Source organism: Dactylosporangium sp. CA-139066, assembly GCF_050936175.1.
Lineage (GTDB): Bacteria > Actinomycetota > Actinomycetes > Mycobacteriales > Micromonosporaceae > Dactylosporangium.
Genome location: NZ_JBNJNH010000001.1, coordinates 839,138 through 859,505, shown reverse-complemented (window position 1 = coordinate 859,505; position 20,368 = coordinate 839,138). Strand labels below are relative to the sequence as shown.

The following is a 20,368-nucleotide window of genomic DNA, read 5'->3' as shown; positions in this document are numbered from 1 at the left end:
TACCGAAGCAAGCAACCCCCGCGGGGGCGGACCGGAACGTTCCGGTCCGCCCCCGTGTCGCATTTACAGGGTTTGACATGTCGCAGATTTCATCTACCGTTGAGTTCATCAAGCGTTGAGTTTCCAGAAGCCCTGGGAGGAAGGAACCCCACGATGAGCAACGCGATCGAGGTCGAACACCTCGTCATCGCGCGCGGCAAGCGGCGGGTGCTGCACGACTTCACCTGCACCGTGCCCGCCGGCAGCGTGACCGGCCTGCTCGGCCCGAGCGGCAGCGGCAAGACGACGCTCATGCGGGCCGTCGTCGGCGTACAGAAGATCGTCAGCGGCAGGGTCACCGTCCTCGGCCACGAGGCCGGTGCGAAGGAGCTGCGCAACAAGGTCGGTTACCTCACGCAGGCGCCCAGCGTGTACGCCGACCTCACCGTCCGCGAGAACACCCGCTACTTCGCCTCCCTCTACGGGCTGAGCGCGAAGGAGGCCGACGAGGCGGTCGGCGACGTCGGCCTGAGCCAGGCCAAGGACCAGCTCGTCGGGCAGCTCTCCGGCGGCCAGCGCGCCCGCGCCTCGCTGGCCTGCGCGATCGTGAGCAAGCCGAAGCTGCTCGTGCTCGACGAGCCGACCGTCGGGCAGGACCCCGTGCTGCGCAACGAGCTGTGGCAGCGATTCCACGCCCTCGCCAAGGCGGGCTCCACGCTGCTCGTGTCGAGCCACGTGATGGACGAGGCCGGCCGCTGCGACCGGCTGCTGCTCATCCGCGACGGGTACCTCATCGCCGACCAGACCCCCGCCGCCGTACGCGAAAGCGCCGGCACCGACGACCTGGACGAGGCGTTCCTGCGGCTCGTGCAGGCCCACGACACCGAGAAGGTGGGCTGAGCCGTGTCTCCCCGACTGACCTTCGGCACCGCCGCGCGCATCCTGCGCCAGCTCCGGCACGACCGGCGCACGATCGCGCTGATCCTCGTCGTCCCGACGGTGTTGCTGACCCTGCTGCGGTACCTCTACGACGACAACCCCATGCTCTTCAACCGCGTCGGCCTCATCATGCTCGGCGTGTTCCCGCTGGTGATCATGTTCCTGCTCACGAGCGTGGCGATGCTGCGCGAGCGCACCAGCGGCACCCTGGAGCGGCTCCTCACCACCCCGATCGGCAAGGTCGACATCCTGCTGGGCTACGGCATCGCCTTCGCCGTCGCCGCCGCGGTGCAGGCGGCCATCGTCTCGACGCTTGCGTACGCGCTGCTCGGCCTGGACACGCTCGGCCCCGCGTGGCTCGTCGGCGTGATCGCGGTCGGCAACTCCGTGCTCGGCATGGCGCTGGGCCTGCTCGTCAGCGCGTTCGCCGACAGCGAGTTCCAGGCCGTGCAGTTCATGCCCGCCGTGGTACTCCCCCAGGTCCTGCTGTGCGGCCTGCTCCAGCCCCGCGACCGCATGCCCGGCTGGATGGAGGCGATCAGTGACGTGCTGCCCATGTCGTACGCCGTGCAGGCCCTCACCGAGCTCGGCTCCCACACCGACCCGACCTCGATCATGTGGCGAGACCTCGCGATCATCGTCGGCTGCGTCGTCGTGGCACTCTTGCTCGGTGCGGCCACGCTGCGCCGCCGCACGCCGTAGGCACGTTGCGGTACCGCTGAAAAGGAGGCTCATGGCTCGCACCGGCCGACGCCCCGGCAACCAGGACACTCGCGAGGCCATCCTGACCGCCGCCCGCGAGGCGTTCGCGGAACGCGGCTACGACGGTGCCTCCATCCGCCAGATCGCCACCAGCGCCGGAGTCGACCCGGCGCTGGTGCACCACTATTTCGGCGCGAAGGACCAGCTGTTCCTGGCCACGATGGAAGCCCCCATCAACCCCGCCGAGTTCCTGCCGAAGATCTTCGAGCCGGGCCTGGACGGCGTGGGCGAGCGCCTGGTCCGCACCTTCGTCGGCGTCTGGGACTCCCCCGCCGGCACCACGGTGGCCGCACTGGTCCGCAGCGCGATGCAGCACGAGTGGTCGGCCCGCATGCTGCGCGAGTTCCTGGTCACCCAGATCCTGCGCCGCGCCACCCGCACCCTGAACCTCGACCCCGCCGAGGCCCCGAAACGCGCATCCCTGGTCGCGTCGCAGATGATCGGCCTGGCGATGCTGCGGTACATCCTGAAAGTGGAGCCATTGGCGTCCATGAGCCAGGAAGAGATCGTGCGCACCGTGGCCCCCACGATTCAGCGCTACCTGGCCGACCCGCTCCCTTAGGCCTCGTCGGGCTCGGCGCAGTGCCCGCGCGCCTGCGGCGTCAGCAGCAGCGCGAGCAGCGCCACCGCGCACAGCACGGGCACGAGCCGGAACGGCAGCGGCGCCCCGAGCACCCAGGCCAGCAGCGGCATCATCGTCCCGACGAACACCCAGAACACGAGGCTGGCCAGCCACGCCCAGTGCTCCCCCCGCCGGACGCGCACGCCGAGAAACACGAGCACGACGGCCAGCGGCGACAGGAACAGCACCGCATTGAAGAACAGGACAAAATCCAGATATCCGGTACCGCCCTGCGCCACCGGATCGACCTGCATCCCCGACAGCAACACCCCGAACGCCGTGAGCGCGAGCGTGAACACGACCGCGCCAACGGCGTTGAAGCCTGTCACCGCGATCCGCACCGACATCGGCACGTACCGCCGCCCCCCGGCCGCCATGCCGCCAATCTATCCGTGAATCCGAGGCCGGGGGGAGCACCCAGTTTTCTTCAGCACGCGACCCGTCACAACGCCACTCACCACGCCGAGCGCCGACACGGTTCGAGACGCCCGGCGCGCCGCAACGCCAGGCGGGGCCGGAGCGCGGCGCGGGACGAGACGCGAGACGCAACGGCGGCCCAGAGCGAGACGCGCGGCGCACGGCGAGACGCGAGACGCACGGCGAGACGCGAGGCGCAATGGCAGCGCAGGGGCGGGGCTCGACGCCAGCGCAGGCGGGATTCAACGCAACGCCGGAGCGTCGAGCCGACGCGGGCGCGGCGCAGAGCCCCGACGCCGGCGGGATCAACGCGGGGCGGGACGGCGTGGGGGCGGAGGGCGCGGAGGTGCGGCTGGTGGTGGGGCGCCGGGGCGCGGCGTGGCGGGGGCGAAGCGGCGTCAGCGGGTTTGTTCGAGCCAGGACGCGTACAGGCGGGCGTAGATCGAGTCGGGCTCGGCGACCAGGCGGGAGTGCGGGCCGCGCTGGACGATGTGGCCGCGGTCCACGACGATGACCTCGTCGGCCGACTGGGCGGTGGACAGGCGGTGGGCGATGGCGATGGTCGTGCGGCCGCGGGTCACGGCGTCCAGGGTGTGCTGGAGGCGGACCTCCGTGGCCGGGTCGACGGCGCTCGTGGCCTCGTCCAGGACGAGCAGGTCGGGGTCGGCGACGTAGGCGCGGGCCAGGGCGACCAGCTGGCGCTCGCCGACGGACAGAGACTCGCCGCGCTCGCCGACCTCGGTCTGCAGGCCGTGCGGGAGGGAGTCGAGCCAGTCGCTCAGGCCGAGCTCGGTGAAGGCGCGCTCCAGGTCGGCGTCCGTGAGGGTGGGGCGGGCGAAGCGGACGTTGTCGGCGATGCTCGCGTCGAAGAGGAAGCCGTCCTGCGGGACCATGACGACGCGGCTGCGCAGGGAGTCGAAGCGGACGTCGGACAGCGGCACGCCGGAGAGCAGCACGCGGCCCGTGGTCGGGTCCATCAGGCGGGTCAGGAGCTTGGCGAACGTGGTCTTGCCGCTGCCCGTCTCGCCGACGACGGCGACGCGCGTGCGGGCGGGGACCGTCAGGTCGACGTCCGTGAGGACCTCGGGGCCGCCGGGGTAGGCGAAGTGGACGTGCTCGAAGTGCACGTCGATCGGGCCGTCGGGCAGGGCGCGGCCGGCGGGGCCGGGGTCGGCGACGTCGGGCTCGGTCTCGACGATGTCGAGGACGCGGCGCCAGCCGGCGATCGCGTTCTGGGCCTCGTTGAGGACCTCGGTCGCGACCTGGACGGGCTGGACGAACAGCGTGGCCAGGAACAGGAACGCGGTGAGCTGGCCGACGCTCAGGTGGCCGCCGACGCCGAGCAGGGTGCCGACGACCACGACGCCGCCCAGCGCGAGGCCGGCGGCGAGCTCGCCGAAGCTCATGCTGATGACGTTGTTGGTCTGGGCGCGGAACTGGTTGCGCCGGGCGCGGTCGATGGACGCGTCGAGGCGCTCGCCGGTGCGGCGCTGGATGCCGTAGGCGCGCACGACGGGGGCGCCGACGACGCTCTCGGCGATGACGCCGAGCATGGCGCCGACGCTCTCGCGGACCTCCAGATACAGCACGCTGAGCCGGCGCTGGAAGAAGCGCACGACGAAGACCAGCGGCGCGAAGGCGACGAAGACGACCAGGGTGAGCTGCCAGGAGTACACCAGCATGACGATCGTCGTGACCGTGAGCTGGCCCAGGTTGATGATGAACAGCAGGCCGCCGAACTGCAGGAACTGGCTGATCTGGTCGACGTCGCCGGTGACCCGCGAGACGAGCGCGCCGCGCCGCTCGGACTGCTGGTGCAGCATCGACAGATCGTGGATGTGCCGGAACGTGCGGGCGCGGATGGCGGCCAGGGCCGTCTCGCTGACGGTGAACAGGCGCACGTTCATGAGGTAGGCGCTGACCATCGTCACCAGCAGCACCCCGACGGTGATCGCCACGATCATGCCCACGACGCCGAGGTCGGGGCCGCCGGGCGCGCGGATGCCCTTGTCGATGCCCTGCTGGATGGCGACGGGCACCGCCACCCGCCCGACCGTGGCGAACACCGCGAGCCCGAGCGTGCCGGCCAGCCCGGTGAACAGCTCCGGCGACAGCGCCAGCCCACGCCGCAGGATCGACGCCTTGGGGGCCGTCTCGACAGACGCGGTCATGCGGTCACGGTCTCCTCGTCCAGATGGTCGTTCAGGCGCTCGTCGTCGAAGGCGTGCTCGCGCTCGCGCTCCTCCTCCGCCTTCTCGTAGGCGGTGACGAGGTCGGCGTAGCCGGGCGCGCTCTCCAGCAGCTCGGCGTGCGTGCCGCGGGCCACGACCCGGCCGCGCTCGACGTAGACCACCTCGTCGGCCAGTGCGATCGTCGCCCGCCGGTAGGCCACGACGAGGATGGAGGCGGCCTGCGAGTCGCCGTCGGCGCGGCGCAGCGCGGCCAGGATCGACGCCTCGACCCGCGGGTCGACGGCGCTGGTCGCGTCGTCGAGCACGAGCAGCCGCGGCGCGCCGGCCAGGGCGCGGGCGATGGTGAGCCGCTGCCGCTGGCCGCCGGACAGCGACGTGCCGCGCTCGCCGACGGTGGTGTCGAGCCCGTCGGCGAGGTGCCCCACGAACCCGTCGGCCTGGGCGAGCCGCAGCGCCCGCCAGGCCTCGCCGTCGTCGACGCCGGGCCGGTCGAGGCCGATGTTGCCGCGGATCGTGTCGTCGAAGACGAACGGCACCTGGGCGACCAGGGCGGTGTTGCGGGCCAGCGCGTCCTGGGTGAGCTTGCGCAGGTCGACGCCGTCGAGCTCGACGGTGCCGGCGCCCGGGTCGACGAGCCGGGCGGCGAGCGCGGCGATCGTCGACTTGCCGGAGCCGGTCGGGCCGACCAGCGCCACGGTGCGCCCGGCCGGCACGTCGAACGTGATGCCGGTGAGCACGTTGGGGCCGTTGCCGTGCTCGTCGGTGTAGGCGAAGTCGACGTCGCGGAAGCTCAGCGCGGCCGGGCCGGCGCCGGTCAGGTCGGATTCGCCATACACCGTGTCGCCCTCGGCATCGAGCACGTGCCGGATGCGCTCCCATCCCACGACGCTGCGCGGCAGCTCGGCCAGCACCCAGCCGATGGCCCGGACCGGGAAGGCGAGGACGGTGAACAGGAACGCGACGCTGACGACCTCGTCGACCCGGGCCGCGCCCTGCTGGTAGCGCCAGCCGCCGACGATGAGCACCGCCAGCGTGCCGAGGCTCGGCAGCGCGTCGAGGACAGGGTCGAACAGGGCCCGCACCCGCCCGACGCGGATGGTGGCGTCGCGCAGCTCGACCGCCTTGGCCGCGAACCGCTCGGTCTCCGACGCCTCGCGGCCCATGGTCTTGACGACCAGGGCGCCGTCGAAGCTCTCGTGGGCCACCGCGCTGACCTCGGCCCGCAGCTGCTGGGCCCGGGCGATGCGCGGCGACATGCGCCGCGAATAGGCCACGTTGACCCCGAGCAGGGCCGGGAAGATCGCGACGCCGACGAGGGCCATCGCCCAGTCGGTGACGAACAGCGACACGACGGCGGCGACGAGCATGACGACGGTGCCTACGGCGAACGGGAACGGCGCGATGGGATACCACGCCGCCTCGACGTCGGCATTGGCGTTGGACAGCAGGGTGCCGGTGGCGTGGCGCTGGTGCCAGGCCAGCGGCAGGCGCAGGTAGCGGCGGGTCACCGCGCGTCGGTACTTCGCCTGGAGGTTGAACTGCATGGCGCCGGCGCCCAGCCGGCGGCCGAAGATGCCGACGATCTTGCCGAGGCTGACGGCGAGGATGGCCAGGCCGCCGAGCAGCAGGGTGCCGGTGGCGACGTGACCGCGGTCGATGGCGGGCAGGACGATGCGGCCGACCACCCGGCCCGAGACGAACGCCGTGGCGATGGTCAGGATGCTGAACAGCACGCTGCCGACGACCGACCAGACGAACATGTGAGGCTCGTCACGGACGGCGTGTCCCAGCACGCGAAAGCCCTTGGCGAGCACCTTGCCGCTGGTCACATCTGCCCCCTCGTAAGCGCCGTCGGTAAGCGACCCCGACCGCACGCCTACCTTACCGACGACCTACGACAATTTCGGGTCTAGCGTTACGCACATGACTTCCTTCGCCCGCGCCGAGCGCGCGGCGCTCGCCGACGCGCTGCTCGCCGCCGGCCCCGACGCGCCCACCCTCTGCGAGGGCTGGGCCACCCGCGACCTGGCCGCGCACATCGTGCTGCGCGAGCGGCGCCCCGACGCCGCGGCCGGCATCATGCTCAAGCCCGTGGCCGGGCACACGAAGAAGGTGCAGGACCGGCTGGCCGCCGGCGACTACGCGAGCCTTGTCGACAAGGTGCGGACCCCGGGCGCGATCGCGAAGCCGGTGTTCATGGAGGAGGCCATGAACCTTGTCGAGTTCTTCGTGCACCTCGAGGACGTGCGCCGGGCGGCGCCGGGCTGGGCGCCGCGGGAGCTGCCGGAGGAGTACGCCAAGGCCCTGGGCGCGCGGGCGAAGGGCTCGGCCCGGCTCTCGGCCCGCCGCTTCCCGGCCCGCATCCTGGTCAAGGGCGCGGAGCCGTTCACCGCCGGCCGCGGCGGGGCGCAGGAGGTGACCGTCGAGGGCGCGCCGGGCGAGCTCCTGCTGTTCTTCACCGGCCGGCAGCGGCACGCCGACGTCGAGGTGACCGGGCCGCAGGATCTGGTCGAACGCCTCAAGGGAGCCCGCCTCGGGCTGTGAGCCCCGGGTGTTCCTCACGTTTCGGTTTCGGGTCTAGCCGGTAACGGGATCGACGGTTTACCGTCTGGTAACCGTTGGACGTGACGCCAGTCACGGCGCCCCGGAAGGCCGGCCCATGACCCAGACCAAGCGGCTCGAACTGCCGTACCGCTCGATCCCGGACATGTTCCTGCACCGGGTCGCCGAGACCCCCGACCAGCGCGCCTTCGGCAGCCCCGCCCCCGGCGACGCCGGCGATCCGGTCTGGATCACCTGGCGCGAGGTGGGCGAGCGGGCCCGCGCGATCGGGGCCGGCCTCACCACGCTCGGCGTCGAGCCCGAGGACCGCGTCGCCGTGCTGTCCAGCACCCGCCTCGACTGGATCCTCGCCGACCTCGGCATCATGCTGGCCGGCGCCGCCACCACCACGGTCTACCCGACGACCGAGCCCGAGGAAGCGGTGTACATCGTCGCCGACTCCGGCTCCAAGGTGCTCTTCGCCGAAAACGCGGACCAGGCGGCCAAGCTCGACGGCGCGGACCTGCCCAACCTGACGACGGTCGTGCTGATCGACGGCTCTCCCAGCGGTACCGAATCCGTGAAGACAATCAGTGTCGCGGACCTGGAGGCGGCCGGACGGACCGCGAACGCCGCGGACCCGGGCCTGATCGACCGGATCGTCGAGGGCATCGACGGCGACCGGCTCGCCACCCTGATCTACACGTCGGGCACCACGGGCCGTCCCAAGGGCGTCGAGCTGCTGCACGCCGGCTGGGTGTGGCAGGGCAGGACGCAGCAGGACACCGGCGTGCTCAGCCCCGACGACCTGCAGTACCTCTGGCTGCCGCTGTCGCACTCGTTCGGCAAGACGCTGCTGTGCGGGATCCTGTACGTCGGCCTGCCCACGTACGTCGACGGCCGCGTCGACAAGCTCATCGACAACCTCGGGAAGATCCAGCCGACGCTCATGTGCGCGGCCCCGCGGATCTTCGAGAAGGTGTACAACCGGGTGGTCACCGGCGCCCAGAGCGACGGCGGCGCCAAGTGGAAGATCTTCACCTGGGCGGTCGGCGTCGGCAAGCGCGCGTCGGCCGAGCGGCTGGCCGGCCGCGAGCCCGGCGGGACGCTGAAGCTGCAGGCGGCGGTCGCCGACCGGCTGGTGTTCAGCAAGCTGCGGGCCCGCCTCGGCGGCCGGATGCGCGCGATGGTGTCGGGCTCCGCGCCGCTCGCGCCGGAGATCGCGGAGTTCTTCTTCGCCGCCGGCCTGCCGATCCTGGAGGGCTACGGGCTCACCGAGACGTCCGCCGGCTCCTTCGTCAACCGCGAGGGGCGCCCCCGCATCGGCACGGTCGGCGAGGCCCTGGGCGACCTCGAGGTCAGGCTCGACACCGACGGCGAGGTGCTGCTCAAGGGCACGCCGGTCATGCGGGGGTACCACAACCTGCCCGACGAGACCGCCGCCGCGTTCACTGACGACGGCTGGTTCCGCACCGGTGACATCGGCGAGCTCGACGACGACGGCTTCCTGCGCATCACCGACCGCAAGAAGGACCTGATCAAGACCTCCGGCGGCAAGTACGTCGCGCCGAGCTACATCGAGGGCCTGTTCAAGTCCGTCTGCCCGTACACCTCGCAGGCCGTCGTCGTCGGCCAGGCCCGCAACTACGTGACGATGCTGGTCACGCTCGACCCGGACGCGATCAAGAGCTGGGCCGAGGGCACGGCGCTGGCCGGCAAGAGCTACGCCGAGATCGCCGCCTCGAAGGAGGCCGAGGCGCTCGTCGCCGGCTACGTCGAGGAGCTCAACGCCAAGCTCAACCGCTGGGAGACGGTGAAGAAGTTCGCGATCCTCGGCCGCGACCTGTCCATCGAGGACGGCGAGCTCACCCCCTCGCTCAAGGTCAAGCGCCGGGTCGTGGAGAAGTCGTTCGCGCCGGACATCGAGCGCATGTACACGGGCTCGCTAGCGGAAATCTGAAGACCTCGCTCACACCCCACAGTGTCGTGGCCCCCGGGAACCGCCATCCCCGGGGGCCACGACGCATTTCGGCATATGGGTAGAGTGCCCGGATGACTACCGATCCGTCCGTCAACATGGTGGCGTTCCGGCTTCGGCGCGAGGGCGGCGCGATCGTGACCGGCCACGGCCGCACCCGCGACGACGACGCCGTCCGCCAGGCGTGGGCCATGGTCCAGCGCGAGCACAGCGCGTCGCCGGGCGAGGTCGTCGAGCTCTACAGCGAGTGGGAGCCCTCCGCGGCCGACGCCGCGTTCGTCTCGAAGACCTTCCCCAAGGCGAAGCTGACGTACAGCTTCTCCCGCCCGGCGGACGGCGGCTGGGACGCCGCGTTCGCCGGGGCGCGCGCCACCATCGAGCGGGCGTCGGCGGCCGGCGAGGCCGAGGAGCGGATGCAGCAGGTCGACGAGCAGGGCGAGCTGGTGCCCGTGCTCTGGAGCCCGAAGACGGCCCCCGAGATGCTGCAGATGTTGCCGTACGCCGAAATCGTCCCCGGCACCCTGGTCGTCACCGTCGCCGTGGCCGCGCCGACCCCGCGCGGGACGATCGGCATGAACCACATCACCCGGGCCGGCCTGGCCGGCACGCCGTTCGAGGACCGCCTGGCCGCGGCGGCCGAGTCGCTGACGACCGGCCTGGAGATCAGCGCCTACAACGACGGCGAGCTGTTCGGCGTGAGCCGGCCGGGCGGGTTCGCCGCCTCGGCGATCGTGCTGCCCGGCTTCGCCGAGCGGATGTCCGACGTCATCGGCAGCGAGGACCTGATCGTCGCGATCACCGACGCCGACTGCGCATTCCTGGCCGCCGCGGGCTCGCCGGCCGCGCAGCGCCTGCGCCAGATGGTCGCCGAGGCCCCGCGCGGCGGCCAGCCCGAGCCGACGCTGCTGCGGATCAACGGCCGCGGCGTCGCCGTCGCGTAAGGAGCGCCAGGAGACGACGCGGCCGTCGCGTAAGGACCGCTAGGCGACCACGGCCGGCGACGACCACGAGTGCCGGCGCGGCCGGTCCAGGTCGCGGCGGGCCTCCGCGAGCCGGCGCACCGCCTCGACCAGGTCGGTCTCCGGCAAGGTGTACGGCAACCGCATGAACCGCTCCATCGTGCCGTCGGCGCCGAAGCGGGGCCCGGGCGCGACCCGCACGCCGAGCTCCTCGGCCGAGCGGGCCAGCGCGCTGGACACCGGCGCGTCGAGCTCGGCCCAGATGACCATGCCGCCGCGGGGCAGCACGAAGCGCCACTCCGGCAGGTGCGTGCGCAGCGCCGCGGCCAGGGTGTCGCGCTGCACGAGCAGCTGCTTGCGCCGCGCGGCGACGATCGTGTCGCGCCGCTGCAGCAGCCGCACGGCGACGAGCTGGTCGAGCACCGGCGAGGCCATGTCGACGCCGACGCGGGCCGCGGCGAGCCGGGCGATGAGCGGCGCCGGGCCGCGGACCCAGCCGATGCGCAGGCCGCCCCAGTACGCCTTGCTCATGCCGCCGATCGTGAGCACCCGCGCGGTGCGGTCGAACGCCGCCACGGCGGGCGGCATCCCGCCCTCGGCCAGCTCGGGCTCCAGCGCCAGGTCGACGAACGACTCGTCGATGATGAGATCGGTGCCGGCCGCGTGCGCCGTGGCGGGCAGCCGCTCGCGCAGCGACGCGGGCATGAGGTGGCCGGTGGGGTTGTGGAAGTCCGAGATGAGGTACGCCACCCGCGCCTGCGCCGCCCGCAGCGTCGACAGCAGCAGGTCGGCGTCCCAGCCGTCGGGGCCGAGCGCGTACGCGCTGATCCGCGCCCGGCCGGCCAGGAAGGCGCTCAGCGCGTTGGGGTAGGTCGGCGTCTCGACCAGCGCCCGCTGGCCCGGGGCCACGAGCAGGCGCAGCAGCAGGTCGAGGGCCTGCTGCACGCCGCCGGTGATCATCACCTGGTCGGGCTCGGTCGGCAGGCCCCGCTCGGTGTAGTTGCGGGCGATCGTCTCGCGCAGCACGTGCAGGCCGGCGGGCTGGTAGCCGGGGCCGCACAGGTACGGCTCCAGGTCGGCGACCGCCTCGGCGGCGGCCACGCCGGCCTCGGGCGGGGCGGGCATCGCCGCGCAGCCGAGGTCGATCAGGCCGGCGTCGTCGCTGGGCGTCCACAGCCCGGAGGTGCCGACGCGGTGCCCGGCCGGCAGCTCGGTCCAGCTGCCCGCGCCGCGACGGCTGGAGACGTGCCCGCTCTCGCGCAGCTCCCGATAGGCGGCGGTCACGGTGGTGCGGCTGATGCCCAGCGAGGCCGCCAGCTCCCGCTCGGCGGGCAGCCGCACGCCCAGGGCCAGGCGGCCGTCGATGAGCAGGCCGCGGACGGCGTTGGCGAGCACGACGTACTCGGGCCGGCGCCCGCCGGGGCCGCGCACCCCGACCGCGACCTGCCAGGCGTTGAGCATGCGGGCCAGTTGGGCGCCCCGGACGATCGCTGACAAGGCCAGTCCCCCCTCGATTGGCTCTTACACTCGCTCGATTGGCCTCACGCTTGCAGGTGTGGCATCGGAAGGCAAGTCCAATTCCACCGTTGGACGGCGGGTGACCGCGCCGAGCAGCACGCCGCCGACGATGGCCGCGCCGCCGACCAGGTCGTACCAGTGGACGCGCTCGTGCAGGAACAGCGCCGAGGACAGGATCGCGAAGACCGGCGCGAGGGCGGCGAACGGCGCCACGGTCCCGGCCCCGTAGCGGGCGATCAGGCCGCCCCAGACGCCGAAGCCGAGCAGCGTGGACAGGTAGGCGATGTAGGCGATGGCGCCGACGGCGACCAGGTCAAGACCCTTCAGGGCGCCGATGACGTACGCCGGGCCGTCGACCGTCAGCGTCAGCAGGACCAGCGGCGGGGTGGCGACGGCGCTGACCCACACCATGAAGTTGAGCATGTTCGTGGCACCGGCCTTGCGCATGGCGATGTTGGCCAGGCCCCACGCCGCGCCGGCCGCCACGACCAGCAGGAACGCGCCGAGCGGGCGGTCCAGGCCCAACTGCGTCGCGATGAGCGCGATGCCGGCGCCGGCCAGCACGACCCCGGCCACGCGCCGCCTGCCCGGACGGTCGCGCAGCAGCACGGTGGCGAAGACGAGGGTGAAGACGACCTGGCTCTGCAGTACCAGTGCGGACAGCCCCGAGGGCAGCCCGGCCGCCATGCCCGCGAAGAGCAGCGAGAACTTGACCACGCCCAGCGCCACGCCGGTGGCGATGATCCAGCGCCACGGCGCCTGCGGCCGGCCCACGAGGAACACCGCGGGCAGGGCCGCCACGCCGAAGCGCAGCGCGCAGAACAGCAGCGGCGACATGCTGTCCAGGCCCACGTGGATGACCACGAAGTTGACGCCCCAGATGACGGTCACCACGATCGCCAGGGCGAGGTCGCGAGGTTTCATGCCTTGATGATTGGCCCGCGAAACTTGAAGTACCATCGAAATGTTCTGCACTGTTGTTTTAGCATTGCTTCATGCTTGACCTCTCCCGGCTCCAGGCGCTCCGCGCGGTGCAGACGTTCGGCACGGTCACGGCGGCCGCGGGCGCGCTGCACTGCACCCCGTCGGCGATCTCCCAGCACATCGCGAAGCTCGAACGGGAGACGCACGCCACGCTCGTGGAGAAGGACGGGCGGCGGCTGCGGCTGACCGAGGCCGGGCGCGTCCTCGCCGAGCACGCCGGCCGCGTCCTCGCCGCCGTCGAGGAGGCCGAGGCGGCGCTCGCCGCCCACCAGGAGACGGTGTCGGGCCGGCTGAGCGTCGCGTCGTTCCCGACGGCGTGCCGCGGACTGCTCCCCCACGCGCTGCGCCGGCTCGCCGCCGACCATCCCGGCCTCGAGCCGACGCTGCTGGAGACCGACCGCGAGGCGAGCTTCGACGGCATCCTGCGCGGCCTCATCGACGTGGCCCTCATCGACGAGTGGCTGGAGATCCCGGTGACGTACCCGCCGGGCGTGGCCAACGTCGAGCTCGGCCTGGACGTCGGCGACGTCATGCTGCCGGCCGCGCACCCGCTGGCCCGCGGGCTCGGGCCGATCACCCTCGACGAGCTGCGCGAGGAGCGCTGGATCGGCGCGAAGCCGGGCACCGTCTGCCACGAGTGGCTGCTGCGGATGCTGCCCGGGCTGCAGCCGTCGATCCTGGTCAACGAGTTCGAGACGCAGCTGACCTTCGTCGCCGAGGGCCTCGGGGTGGCGTTCATGCCGCGGCTGGCCCGCACCGCGCTGCCGGCCGGCGTCGTGGCCCGGCCGGTCACCCCGGAGGCGGCCCGACGGGTGTCGGTCGCGTGGCGCGCCGCGGCCGGCGTGCGCCCGGCGATCGGCGCGACCGTGGCCGCCCTGCAGGACGCCTGGGCGCACCGGGCGAGCCCCACCGTCCCCGGCCTGGACCTGAGCGAGTGGGACGCCATTCACGTGGTTTAGCCCAGCTCAGGCCGTCCCTCTCGGGGGGCGTTCACTCATCATATTCATTTCAGCGGATCTGAGGGCCGCCCCTTACATTCATTGCTATGGCCCTCTTCCGTTCCCGCACAGCGACCGGCGCCGGGATCCTGGCGACGCTGCTCCTGGTGCTCGTGTTCGGCAACCAGATCTTCACGGAATGGGTCGACCGCCACAGCGACGGTTCGACCGTATGGGGATTCTTCCTGCGCATGCTGGCCTGGCCGCGGTGGTGGATCAGCCCCCGCGACGGATCCGGCGGCGCGGCCCGGGAACTGCTCGCCAACGACCTGCGGGCGTTGCTGGTGATCCTCTTCACCGCGCTCGTGCTGTCCATCGCCGCCAAGACGGTGGCCGGCGGCGGCGGCGCGTTCATCGTCGGCTGGGCGTCGCTGATCTTCGGCGCCGCGCTGGCCGCCTTCACGACCGCGTTCATCCTCGCCGACCCGACCATGCTGAGCGCGCTGCAGTCGGCGGCGTCGGCGTCCGGCTACGGCCTCTTCGTCGGGTGGATCGTCGGCATCGCCGTCGCCGCCGGGAAGAAGGGCGACTAGCGGACCGGATGCCCCGCCTCGCGCAGGGCCGCCTTGACGTCACCGATCGCCAGCTCGCCGAAGTGGAACACGCTCGCGGCGAGCACGGCGTCGGCGCCCGCGGCGACGGCCGGCTCGAAGTGGCCGACCTGTCCGGCCCCGCCGCTGGCGATGACCGGGATACCGACCACCGCGCGGACCGCGCGGATCAGCTCCAGGTCGAAGCCGTCCTTGGTGCCGTCGGCGTCCATCGAGTTGAGCAGGATCTCCCCCGCGCCCAGCTCGGCGACCCGGGCCGCCCACTCGACCGCGTCGAGGCCGGCGCCGCGGCGGCCGCCGTGCGTGGTCACCTCGAAGCCGCTCGGCTGCCCCTCGGCCCGCCGCACGTCCAGCGACAGCGTGAGCACCTGGTTGCCGAAGCGCCGGGCGATCTCCGCGATCAGCTCCGGGCGGGCGATGGCCGCGGTATTGACGCCGACCTTGTCGGCCCCGGCGCGCAGCAGCGTGTCGACGTCGCCGACGCTGCGCACGCCGCCGCCGACGGTGAGCGGGATGAAGACCGTTTCCGCGGTACGCCGGACCACGTCCAGCATCGTCGAACGCCCGTCGGCCGAGGCCGTCACGTCGAGGAAGACCAGCTCGTCGGCGCCGGCGGCGTCGTAGGCGGCGCCCAGCTCGACGGGGTCGCCGGCGTCGCGCAGGTTGAGGAAGTTGATCCCCTTCACGACCCGCCCGGCGTCGACGTCCAGGCAGGGAATCACCCGAACGGCGACACTCATTCCGCCTCCTCCAGCACCTGCAGCGCCTCGGAGACGGTGAAGGCTCCGGCGTACAGCGCCTTGCCCACGATCACGCCCTCCACCCCGGCCGGCTCGAGCGCCGCGAGCTGGCGCAGGTCGTCCAGCTTCGACACGCCGCCGCTGGCGATCACCGGCTTCTTCGTGCGGCCGGTGACCTCGAGCAGCAGGGTCAGGTTGGGGCCGGTCAGCGTGCCGTCGCGCATGACGTCGGTGACCACGTAACGGGCGCACCCGGCCTTCTCGAGCCGGTCGAGGACCTCGAACAGGTCGCCGCCCTCCTTGGTCCAGCCGCGCGCGGCGAGCTGGTGGCCGCGCACGTCCAGGCCCACCGCGACCTGGTCGCCGTAGGTGGCGCAGACGTGGTCGCACCAGTCCGGGTTCTCCAGCGCCGCGGTGCCGAGGTTGACCCGGGCCGCGCCGGTGGACAGGGCCGCCTTCAGCGAGGCCTCGTCGCGGATGCCGCCGGACAGCTCGACCTGCACGTCGAGGCGGCGCACCACGTCGGCGAGCAGCGCGGCGTTGGAGCCCCGCCCGAAGGCCGCGTCGAGGTCGACGAGATGGATCCACTCGGCGCCCTGCCGCTGCCAGGCGAGCGCCGCCTCGAGCGGGTCGCCGTAGGTGGTCTCGCTGCCGGCGGCGCCCTGGACGAGACGGACGGCCTGGCCGTCGGCGACGTCGACGGCGGGCAGGAGCTGCAGGGCCATGGTTCAGATCCTTCGGTCGATGACGAGCACGGTGAGGGCGGGAGTGGCGACGACGACGATCGCGCTGATGCCGAGGCGCGCCGGCCAGGAGTCGATGAACGTCCAGACCACGGCCAGCACCGCCAGCACGAGGATGGCGATGATTGCGCGCTGCTTGCGACTGCGGCGCGCGAAGATCTTACCGGTCCGCCCGACGCGGACCTTGGGCACCAGCCGCCGCACTGCGGCCCGGCGCGCCCGTTTGCGCTCGTGGCGGCGCATCCGCTCGGCGCGCTCCGCCTCCAGCAGCGCGCGTCGCTTGGCCCGTTCCTTGCTCAAAGCGTCCCGAGCCAGTTGGCGAGCAGGGTCGCGCCCGCATCGCCGGACTTCTCCGGGTGGAACTGCGTCGCCCGCAGTACGTCGGTCTCGAACGCGGCCACGAACGGCTCGCCGTGCACGGCGGTGGCCACCCGCACGCCGGCCTCGGCCTGCGCGTCGATCACCGTCGGGGCGTAGGAGTGCACGAAGTAGAAGCGGGTGTCCGGCGGCAGGCCGGCGCCGAGGACCGAGCCCGCCGGCCAGGTCACCGTGTTCCAGCCCATGTGCGGCACCACCGGCGCCTGCAGCCGGGTCACGGTGCCGGGCGCCAGGCCCAGGCCCTTGGTGACCACGCCGTGCTCCTCGCCGGCCTCGAACAGGATCTGCATGCCGACGCAGATGCCCAGCACCGGCGCACCGGCCCGCACCCGCTCGGCGATCGCCGGGGCCGCGCCGAGCTCGTCGATGCCGGCCATGCAGGCCGCGTAGGCGCCGACGCCGGGGACCACCAGGCCGTCGGCCCGCGCCGCCTTGCCGAGGTCGGCGGTGACCTCGACGTCCGCGCCGACCCGGGCCACGGCCCGCTCCGCCGAGCGCAGGTTGCCCGACCCGTAGTCCAGGATCACGACCCGCTTCGCCACGGTCTCCCCCTCACAGCCACAGCAGGCCGCCGGCCGCCGACAGCGCGGCGAGCACCAGCGTGATCACGAACGGCACCTTCGACTTCCCCTGCTGCCGCAGCGACAGCGCCCCGCCGAGCAGCAGCCCGGCCAGCGCGAGCAGCACAATGCTCACGCCGACACCTCCGGGCCGCTCACAGCGCACCTTTCGTGCTGGGCACCGCGCCCGCGTTGCGGGGGTCAATCGCGCACGCCTGGCGCAGCGCCCGGGCGACCGCCTTGAACTGGGCCTCGACGATGTGGTGGGCATCGGGCTGGGCGCCGTGGCGGCCGGCCCGCAGGATGCTGACGTGCAGCGTGACCCGCGCCGAGTGGCCGAAGGACTCCCAGATGTGGCGGGTCAGGCTGGTCGGGTAGTTGCCGCCGATGTGCGGGGCGATGTTCGCCGGCTCGTCGTGCACCACGTACGGCCGGCCGGAGAGGTCGACGACCGCCGAGGCGAGCACCTCGTCGAGCGGGACCTGGGCGTGGCCGTACCGCGTCACGCCGGCCTTGTCCCCGAGCGCCTCGGCGAACGCGGCGCCGAGCGCGAGGGCGGTGTCCTCCACGGTGTGGTGGGCATCGATCTCCAGATCCCCCACCGTGTGTACCCGAAGATCGAACCCGCCGTGCTTGGCGATCTGGTTGAGCATGTGGTCGTAGAAGCCGACGCCGGTGGAGATCTCCCCCACCCCGGTGCCGTCGAGGTCGAGCTCGACCAGGACCTTGGTCTCCTTGGTGACGCGCTCAACACGGGCAGTACGGCTCACAGCGACACCTCCGCTTCGCTCCGGCGCCGCTGCGAGCTTTCTCGCTGTGCCATCTGGCGAGCGGCCTCTCCGCTTCGCTCCGAACCGCTCACAACAGCTCCTCGAGTGCATCCAGGAAGGCGGTGGTCTCTTCGGGCGTGCCCGCGGTCACGCGCAGCCAGCCGGTCAGCCCGACGTCGCGGATCAGCACGCCGCGGTCCAGCAGCGCCTGCCAGACACCCTTGCTGTCGCCGCGCGGGGCGCCGAAGAGCACGAAGTTGGCGTCGCTGTCGGCGACCGGCAGGCCCCAGCCGCGCAGCGCCTCCACGATGCGGTCGCGCTGCGCCTTGACCGCGTCCACGGTCGACAGCAGCGCGTCGGTGTGCGCCAGCGCCGCCCGGGCGACCGCCTGGGTCATGGCGCTGAGGTGGTACGGCAGGCGGACCAGCTGCACCGCATCGACCACGGCCTCGCCCGCCGCCAGGTAGCCGACCCGCCCGCCGGCCAGCGCGAACGCCTTGCTCATGGTGCGGGTGACGACCAGCCTGGGGTACCGCCGGATCAGGCTCAGCGCGAAGACCGTGCCCTGGCGGGCGAACTCCGCGTAGGCCTCGTCGACGATGACCATGCCCTCGGCCGTCTCGGCGACCGCCTCCACGACCTCCAGGGGCAGCGCGGTGCCGGTCGGGTTGTTGGGCGAGCACAGGAAGACCAGGTCGGGCCGGTGCTCGCGGACCTTCGCGACGGCGTGCTCGGCGCTCAGCGCGAAGTCCTCGCCGCGGCGCCCGTCGATCCAGGCCGTGCCGGTGCCGGCGGCCAGGAGGGGGTGCATGGAGTACGACGGCGTGAAGCCCAGCGCCGTGCGCCCCGGGCCGGCGAAGGTCTGCAGCAGCTGCTGCTGGATCTCGTTGGAGCCGTTGGCGGCCCAGACGTTCTTCCAGGTGAGGTCGTGTCCGAGGTACGCCGCCAGGTCCGTGCGCAGCGCGACGGCGTCCCGGTCGGGATACCGGTTGAGATCGCGCAGCACCGCCGAGAGGGACTTCTCCATCTCCGCAACGGCCGCATCCGGTACGGGATACGAGTTCTCGTTGGTGTTGAGGCGCACGGCCACGTCGAGCTGGGGCGCGCCATACGGGCTCATGCCGCGCAGCTCGTCCCGCAGCGGCAGGTCGTCGAGCGTCGTCATCCGTTGAACCGCACCTTCACCGCGGCGCCGTGCGCCGGCAGGTCCTCGGCGTCCGACAGCGCCACCACGTGGGCGGCCACCTGCTGGAGCGCGTCGTGTGAGTACTCGATGAGCTGCACGCCGCGCAGGAACGTCTGCGTCGACAGGCCGGACGAGTGCCGCGCGCAGCCGCCGGTCGGCAGCACGTGGTTGGAGCCCGCGCAGTAGTCGCCGAGCGAGACGGGCGACCACGCGCCGACGAAGATCGCGCCGGCGTTGCGCACCCGCTCGGCCACCGCCCGCGGGTCGCGGGTCTGGATCTCCAGGTGCTCGGCGCCGTAGGCGTCCACGACCCTGAGCCCCTGCTCCAGGTCGCCGACCAGGACCGTCGCCGACTGCGACCCGTTCAGCGCCTCGGTCACCCGCTCGACGTGCTTCGTCGCCGCCACCTGCCGCGCCACCTCGGCGTCCACCGCGTCGGCCAGCTCCACCGACGTCGTGACCAGCACGCTCGCCGCCAGCGGGTCGTGCTCGGCCTGGCTGATCAGGTCGGCCGCCACGTGCCGCGGGTCGGCGCTGTCGTCGGCGAGGATCGCGATCTCGGTCGGCCCGGCCTCGGCGTCGATGCCGACCGTCCCGCGCAGCATCCGCTTCGCGGCCGTCACCCAGATGTTCCCCGGCCCGGTGATCATGTCCACCGGCGCGCAGGACGGCTCCTCGTCGCTGAACCCGTAGCCGAACATGGCGATCGCCTGCGCGCCGCCCACCGCGTAGACCTCGTCGACGCCCAGCAGCGCACAGGCGGCCAGGATGTTGCGGTTGGGCAGCCCCGTGTCCTTCTGCGGCGGGCTGCTCACGGCGATCGACTCGACCCCCGCGGCCTGCGCCGGAACCACGTTCATGACCACGCTCGACGGATACACGGCCAGGCCGCCCGGCACGTAGAGCCCGACCCGCCCGACCGGCAGCCACCGCTGGGTCACGGTCCCGCCCTCGCCGAGCACCGTGGTCACCTCGGTGCGCCGCTGGTCCCCGTGCACCTTGCGCGCCCGCGCGATCGACTCGAGCAGCGCCGCCCGCACGGCCGGATCGAGCTCGGCCTCGGCCCGCTCGATCTCCTCCTTGGGCACCCGCAGCTGCTTGACCTCGGTCCCGTCGAAGCGCCGGGTGGCCTCCCGGATCGCGGCCGCGCCATGCTCGTGGACCGCCTCGACGGTCGGGCGCACCTGCTCGGTGGCGACGGTGACGTCGATGGCGGCACGGGGCAGCAGACGGCGCGGGTCCTCGGCGGAGCCGCGCAGGTCGATCCGGTTCAGCACGCTTGCGAGTCTATTAGCCCCCGCCAGCGCTTATGCGTCCCCGTCCCGCCTGCCGGGCTGTCCGCTATCCGCTCCCGGCCCGCTGTCGCCGCGTTTCACGCCCGACCTGGCCGCGACTCTTGCCCAGCGCCGGTTCGTCTCCCTGCGCGCTTCGCCCGGGCGTCCGGCCGGACCGGGCCGCGACTCTGCCCAGCGCCGGTTGTTCGTCCTTGCGCTACTTTGCCCAGCGCCGGTTGTTCGTCCTTGTGCGCTCAGACCTGGCGTTCTGCCGGAC

21 protein-coding genes are annotated in these 20,368 nt (G+C 72.7%); 8 read left to right on the top strand and 13 right to left on the bottom strand.

All coding sequences use genetic code 11. From position 1 onward, the window contains the following. The first annotated feature begins 153 nt into the window (after positions 1-153). The 3 genes from ACQEVU_RS04020 to ACQEVU_RS04010 are packed head-to-tail and all read left to right on the top strand — an operon-like array spanning position 154 to position 2,242. Positions 154-879, top strand: coding sequence for an ABC transporter ATP-binding protein (locus ACQEVU_RS04020; RefSeq protein WP_433320683.1), 726 nt, complete (start codon positions 154-156; stop codon positions 877-879). A gap of 3 nt (positions 880-882) precedes the next feature. Continuing rightward, entirely contained in the window at positions 883-1,620 is a 738-nt protein-coding gene (locus tag ACQEVU_RS04015; protein ID WP_433320680.1) for an ABC transporter permease, read from the top strand. A gap of 31 nt (positions 1,621-1,651) precedes the next feature. Then, entirely contained in the window at positions 1,652-2,242 is a 591-nt protein-coding gene (locus ACQEVU_RS04010) for a TetR family transcriptional regulator (RefSeq protein ID WP_433320678.1), read from the top strand. Here the strand turns inward: ACQEVU_RS04010 and ACQEVU_RS04005 are convergent. The 3 genes from ACQEVU_RS04005 to ACQEVU_RS03995 all read right to left on the bottom strand — a co-directional run bounded on the left by ACQEVU_RS04005 (position 2,239) and on the right by ACQEVU_RS03995 (position 6,725). Continuing rightward, entirely contained in the window at positions 2,239-2,649 is a 411-nt protein-coding gene (locus tag ACQEVU_RS04005) for a hypothetical protein (RefSeq protein ID WP_433320675.1), read from the bottom strand. The two genes, ACQEVU_RS04010 and ACQEVU_RS04005, sit on opposite strands and share 4 nt — an antisense overlap. A 468-nt stretch (positions 2,650-3,117) precedes the next feature. Next, the gene (locus ACQEVU_RS04000) at positions 3,118-4,890 is read right to left on the bottom strand and encodes an ABC transporter ATP-binding protein (protein ID WP_433320673.1); all 1,773 of its coding nucleotides are present in this window, start codon (positions 4,888-4,890) and stop codon (positions 3,118-3,120) included. Further along, positions 4,887-6,725: an ABC transporter ATP-binding protein gene (locus ACQEVU_RS03995; RefSeq protein ID WP_433334782.1), complete on the bottom strand. Its 1,839-nt coding sequence runs from the start codon at positions 6,723-6,725 to the stop codon at positions 4,887-4,889. The genes ACQEVU_RS04000 and ACQEVU_RS03995 overlap by 4 nt, the downstream gene beginning before the upstream one ends. Positions 6,726-6,834: 109 nt before the next feature. On the opposite strand from ACQEVU_RS03995, the gene ACQEVU_RS03990 reads away from it, so the two are divergent. The 3 genes from ACQEVU_RS03990 (at position 6,835) to ACQEVU_RS03980 (ending at position 10,371) form a co-directional block, all read left to right on the top strand. Beyond that, entirely contained in the window at positions 6,835-7,455 is a 621-nt protein-coding gene (locus tag ACQEVU_RS03990) for a TIGR03085 family metal-binding protein (RefSeq protein ID WP_433320670.1), read from the top strand. Between the two features lie 115 nt (positions 7,456-7,570). Next, positions 7,571-9,412 (top strand): AMP-dependent synthetase/ligase, encoded by a 1,842-nt coding sequence (locus ACQEVU_RS03985; protein WP_433320667.1) that lies wholly within the window; start codon positions 7,571-7,573, stop codon positions 9,410-9,412. 92 nt (positions 9,413-9,504) lie between these two features. After that, positions 9,505-10,371 carry a hypothetical protein gene (locus tag ACQEVU_RS03980; protein WP_433320665.1) on the top strand — a complete coding sequence of 289 codons (867 nt, stop codon included), beginning with the start codon at positions 9,505-9,507 and terminating at the stop codon, positions 10,369-10,371. 39 nt (positions 10,372-10,410) lie between these two features. On the opposite strand, the gene ACQEVU_RS03975 is transcribed toward ACQEVU_RS03980, so the two are convergent. Further along, on the bottom strand, positions 10,411-11,886 hold the full coding sequence (locus ACQEVU_RS03975; RefSeq protein WP_433320662.1) for a PLP-dependent aminotransferase family protein: 1,476 nt from the start codon (positions 11,884-11,886) through the stop codon (positions 10,411-10,413). 24 nt (positions 11,887-11,910) lie between these two features. After that, entirely contained in the window at positions 11,911-12,831 is a 921-nt protein-coding gene (locus ACQEVU_RS03970; protein ID WP_433320659.1) for an EamA family transporter, read from the bottom strand. Positions 12,832-12,902: 71 nt separating this feature from the next. Here ACQEVU_RS03970 and ACQEVU_RS03965 point away from each other — a divergent pair, with 71 nt between their 5' ends. Further along, positions 12,903-13,850: a LysR family transcriptional regulator gene (locus ACQEVU_RS03965; protein ID WP_433320656.1), complete on the top strand. Its 948-nt coding sequence runs from the start codon at positions 12,903-12,905 to the stop codon at positions 13,848-13,850. A gap of 86 nt (positions 13,851-13,936) precedes the next feature. Next, positions 13,937-14,422, top strand: a complete 486-nt coding sequence (locus tag ACQEVU_RS03960; RefSeq protein ID WP_433320653.1) for a hypothetical protein — start codon at positions 13,937-13,939, stop codon at positions 14,420-14,422. Here ACQEVU_RS03960 and hisF read toward each other — a convergent pair. The 8 genes from hisF to hisD all read right to left on the bottom strand — a co-directional run bounded on the left by hisF (position 14,419) and on the right by hisD (position 20,094). Beyond that, on the bottom strand, positions 14,419-15,180 hold the full coding sequence (gene hisF / locus ACQEVU_RS03955; protein WP_433320650.1) for an imidazole glycerol phosphate synthase subunit HisF: 762 nt from the start codon (positions 15,178-15,180) through the stop codon (positions 14,419-14,421). The genes ACQEVU_RS03960 and hisF overlap by 4 nt on opposite strands. After that, positions 15,177-15,905, bottom strand: coding sequence for a bifunctional 1-(5-phosphoribosyl)-5-((5-phosphoribosylamino)methylideneamino)imidazole-4-carboxamide isomerase/phosphoribosylanthranilate isomerase PriA (priA, locus tag ACQEVU_RS03950; RefSeq protein ID WP_433320647.1), 729 nt, complete (start codon positions 15,903-15,905; stop codon positions 15,177-15,179). Before priA ends, hisF begins: the two co-directional genes overlap by 4 nt. A gap of 3 nt (positions 15,906-15,908) precedes the next feature. Next, on the bottom strand, positions 15,909-16,223 hold the full coding sequence (locus ACQEVU_RS03945) for a hypothetical protein (protein ID WP_433320645.1): 315 nt from the start codon (positions 16,221-16,223) through the stop codon (positions 15,909-15,911). Next, positions 16,220-16,843, bottom strand: coding sequence for an imidazole glycerol phosphate synthase subunit HisH (gene hisH / locus ACQEVU_RS03940; RefSeq protein WP_433320642.1), 624 nt, complete (start codon positions 16,841-16,843; stop codon positions 16,220-16,222). The genes ACQEVU_RS03945 and hisH overlap by 4 nt, the downstream gene beginning before the upstream one ends. A 10-nt stretch (positions 16,844-16,853) precedes the next feature. Further along, a complete protein-coding gene (locus tag ACQEVU_RS03935) occupies positions 16,854-16,997 on the bottom strand; it encodes a hypothetical protein (RefSeq protein WP_433320639.1) in 144 nt (47 codons plus the stop codon). Between the two features lie 19 nt (positions 16,998-17,016). After that, on the bottom strand, positions 17,017-17,631 hold the full coding sequence (hisB, locus tag ACQEVU_RS03930; RefSeq protein ID WP_344612622.1) for an imidazoleglycerol-phosphate dehydratase HisB: 615 nt from the start codon (positions 17,629-17,631) through the stop codon (positions 17,017-17,019). 88 nt (positions 17,632-17,719) lie between these two features. Further along, complete coding sequence (locus tag ACQEVU_RS03925; RefSeq protein WP_433320636.1) at positions 17,720-18,796, bottom strand: histidinol-phosphate transaminase; 1,077 nt, start codon at positions 18,794-18,796, stop codon at positions 17,720-17,722. Further along, positions 18,793-20,094 carry a histidinol dehydrogenase gene (hisD, locus tag ACQEVU_RS03920; RefSeq protein ID WP_433320633.1) on the bottom strand — a complete coding sequence of 434 codons (1,302 nt, stop codon included), beginning with the start codon at positions 20,092-20,094 and terminating at the stop codon, positions 18,793-18,795. The genes ACQEVU_RS03925 and hisD overlap by 4 nt, the downstream gene beginning before the upstream one ends. Positions 20,095-20,368 lie beyond the last annotated feature (274 nt).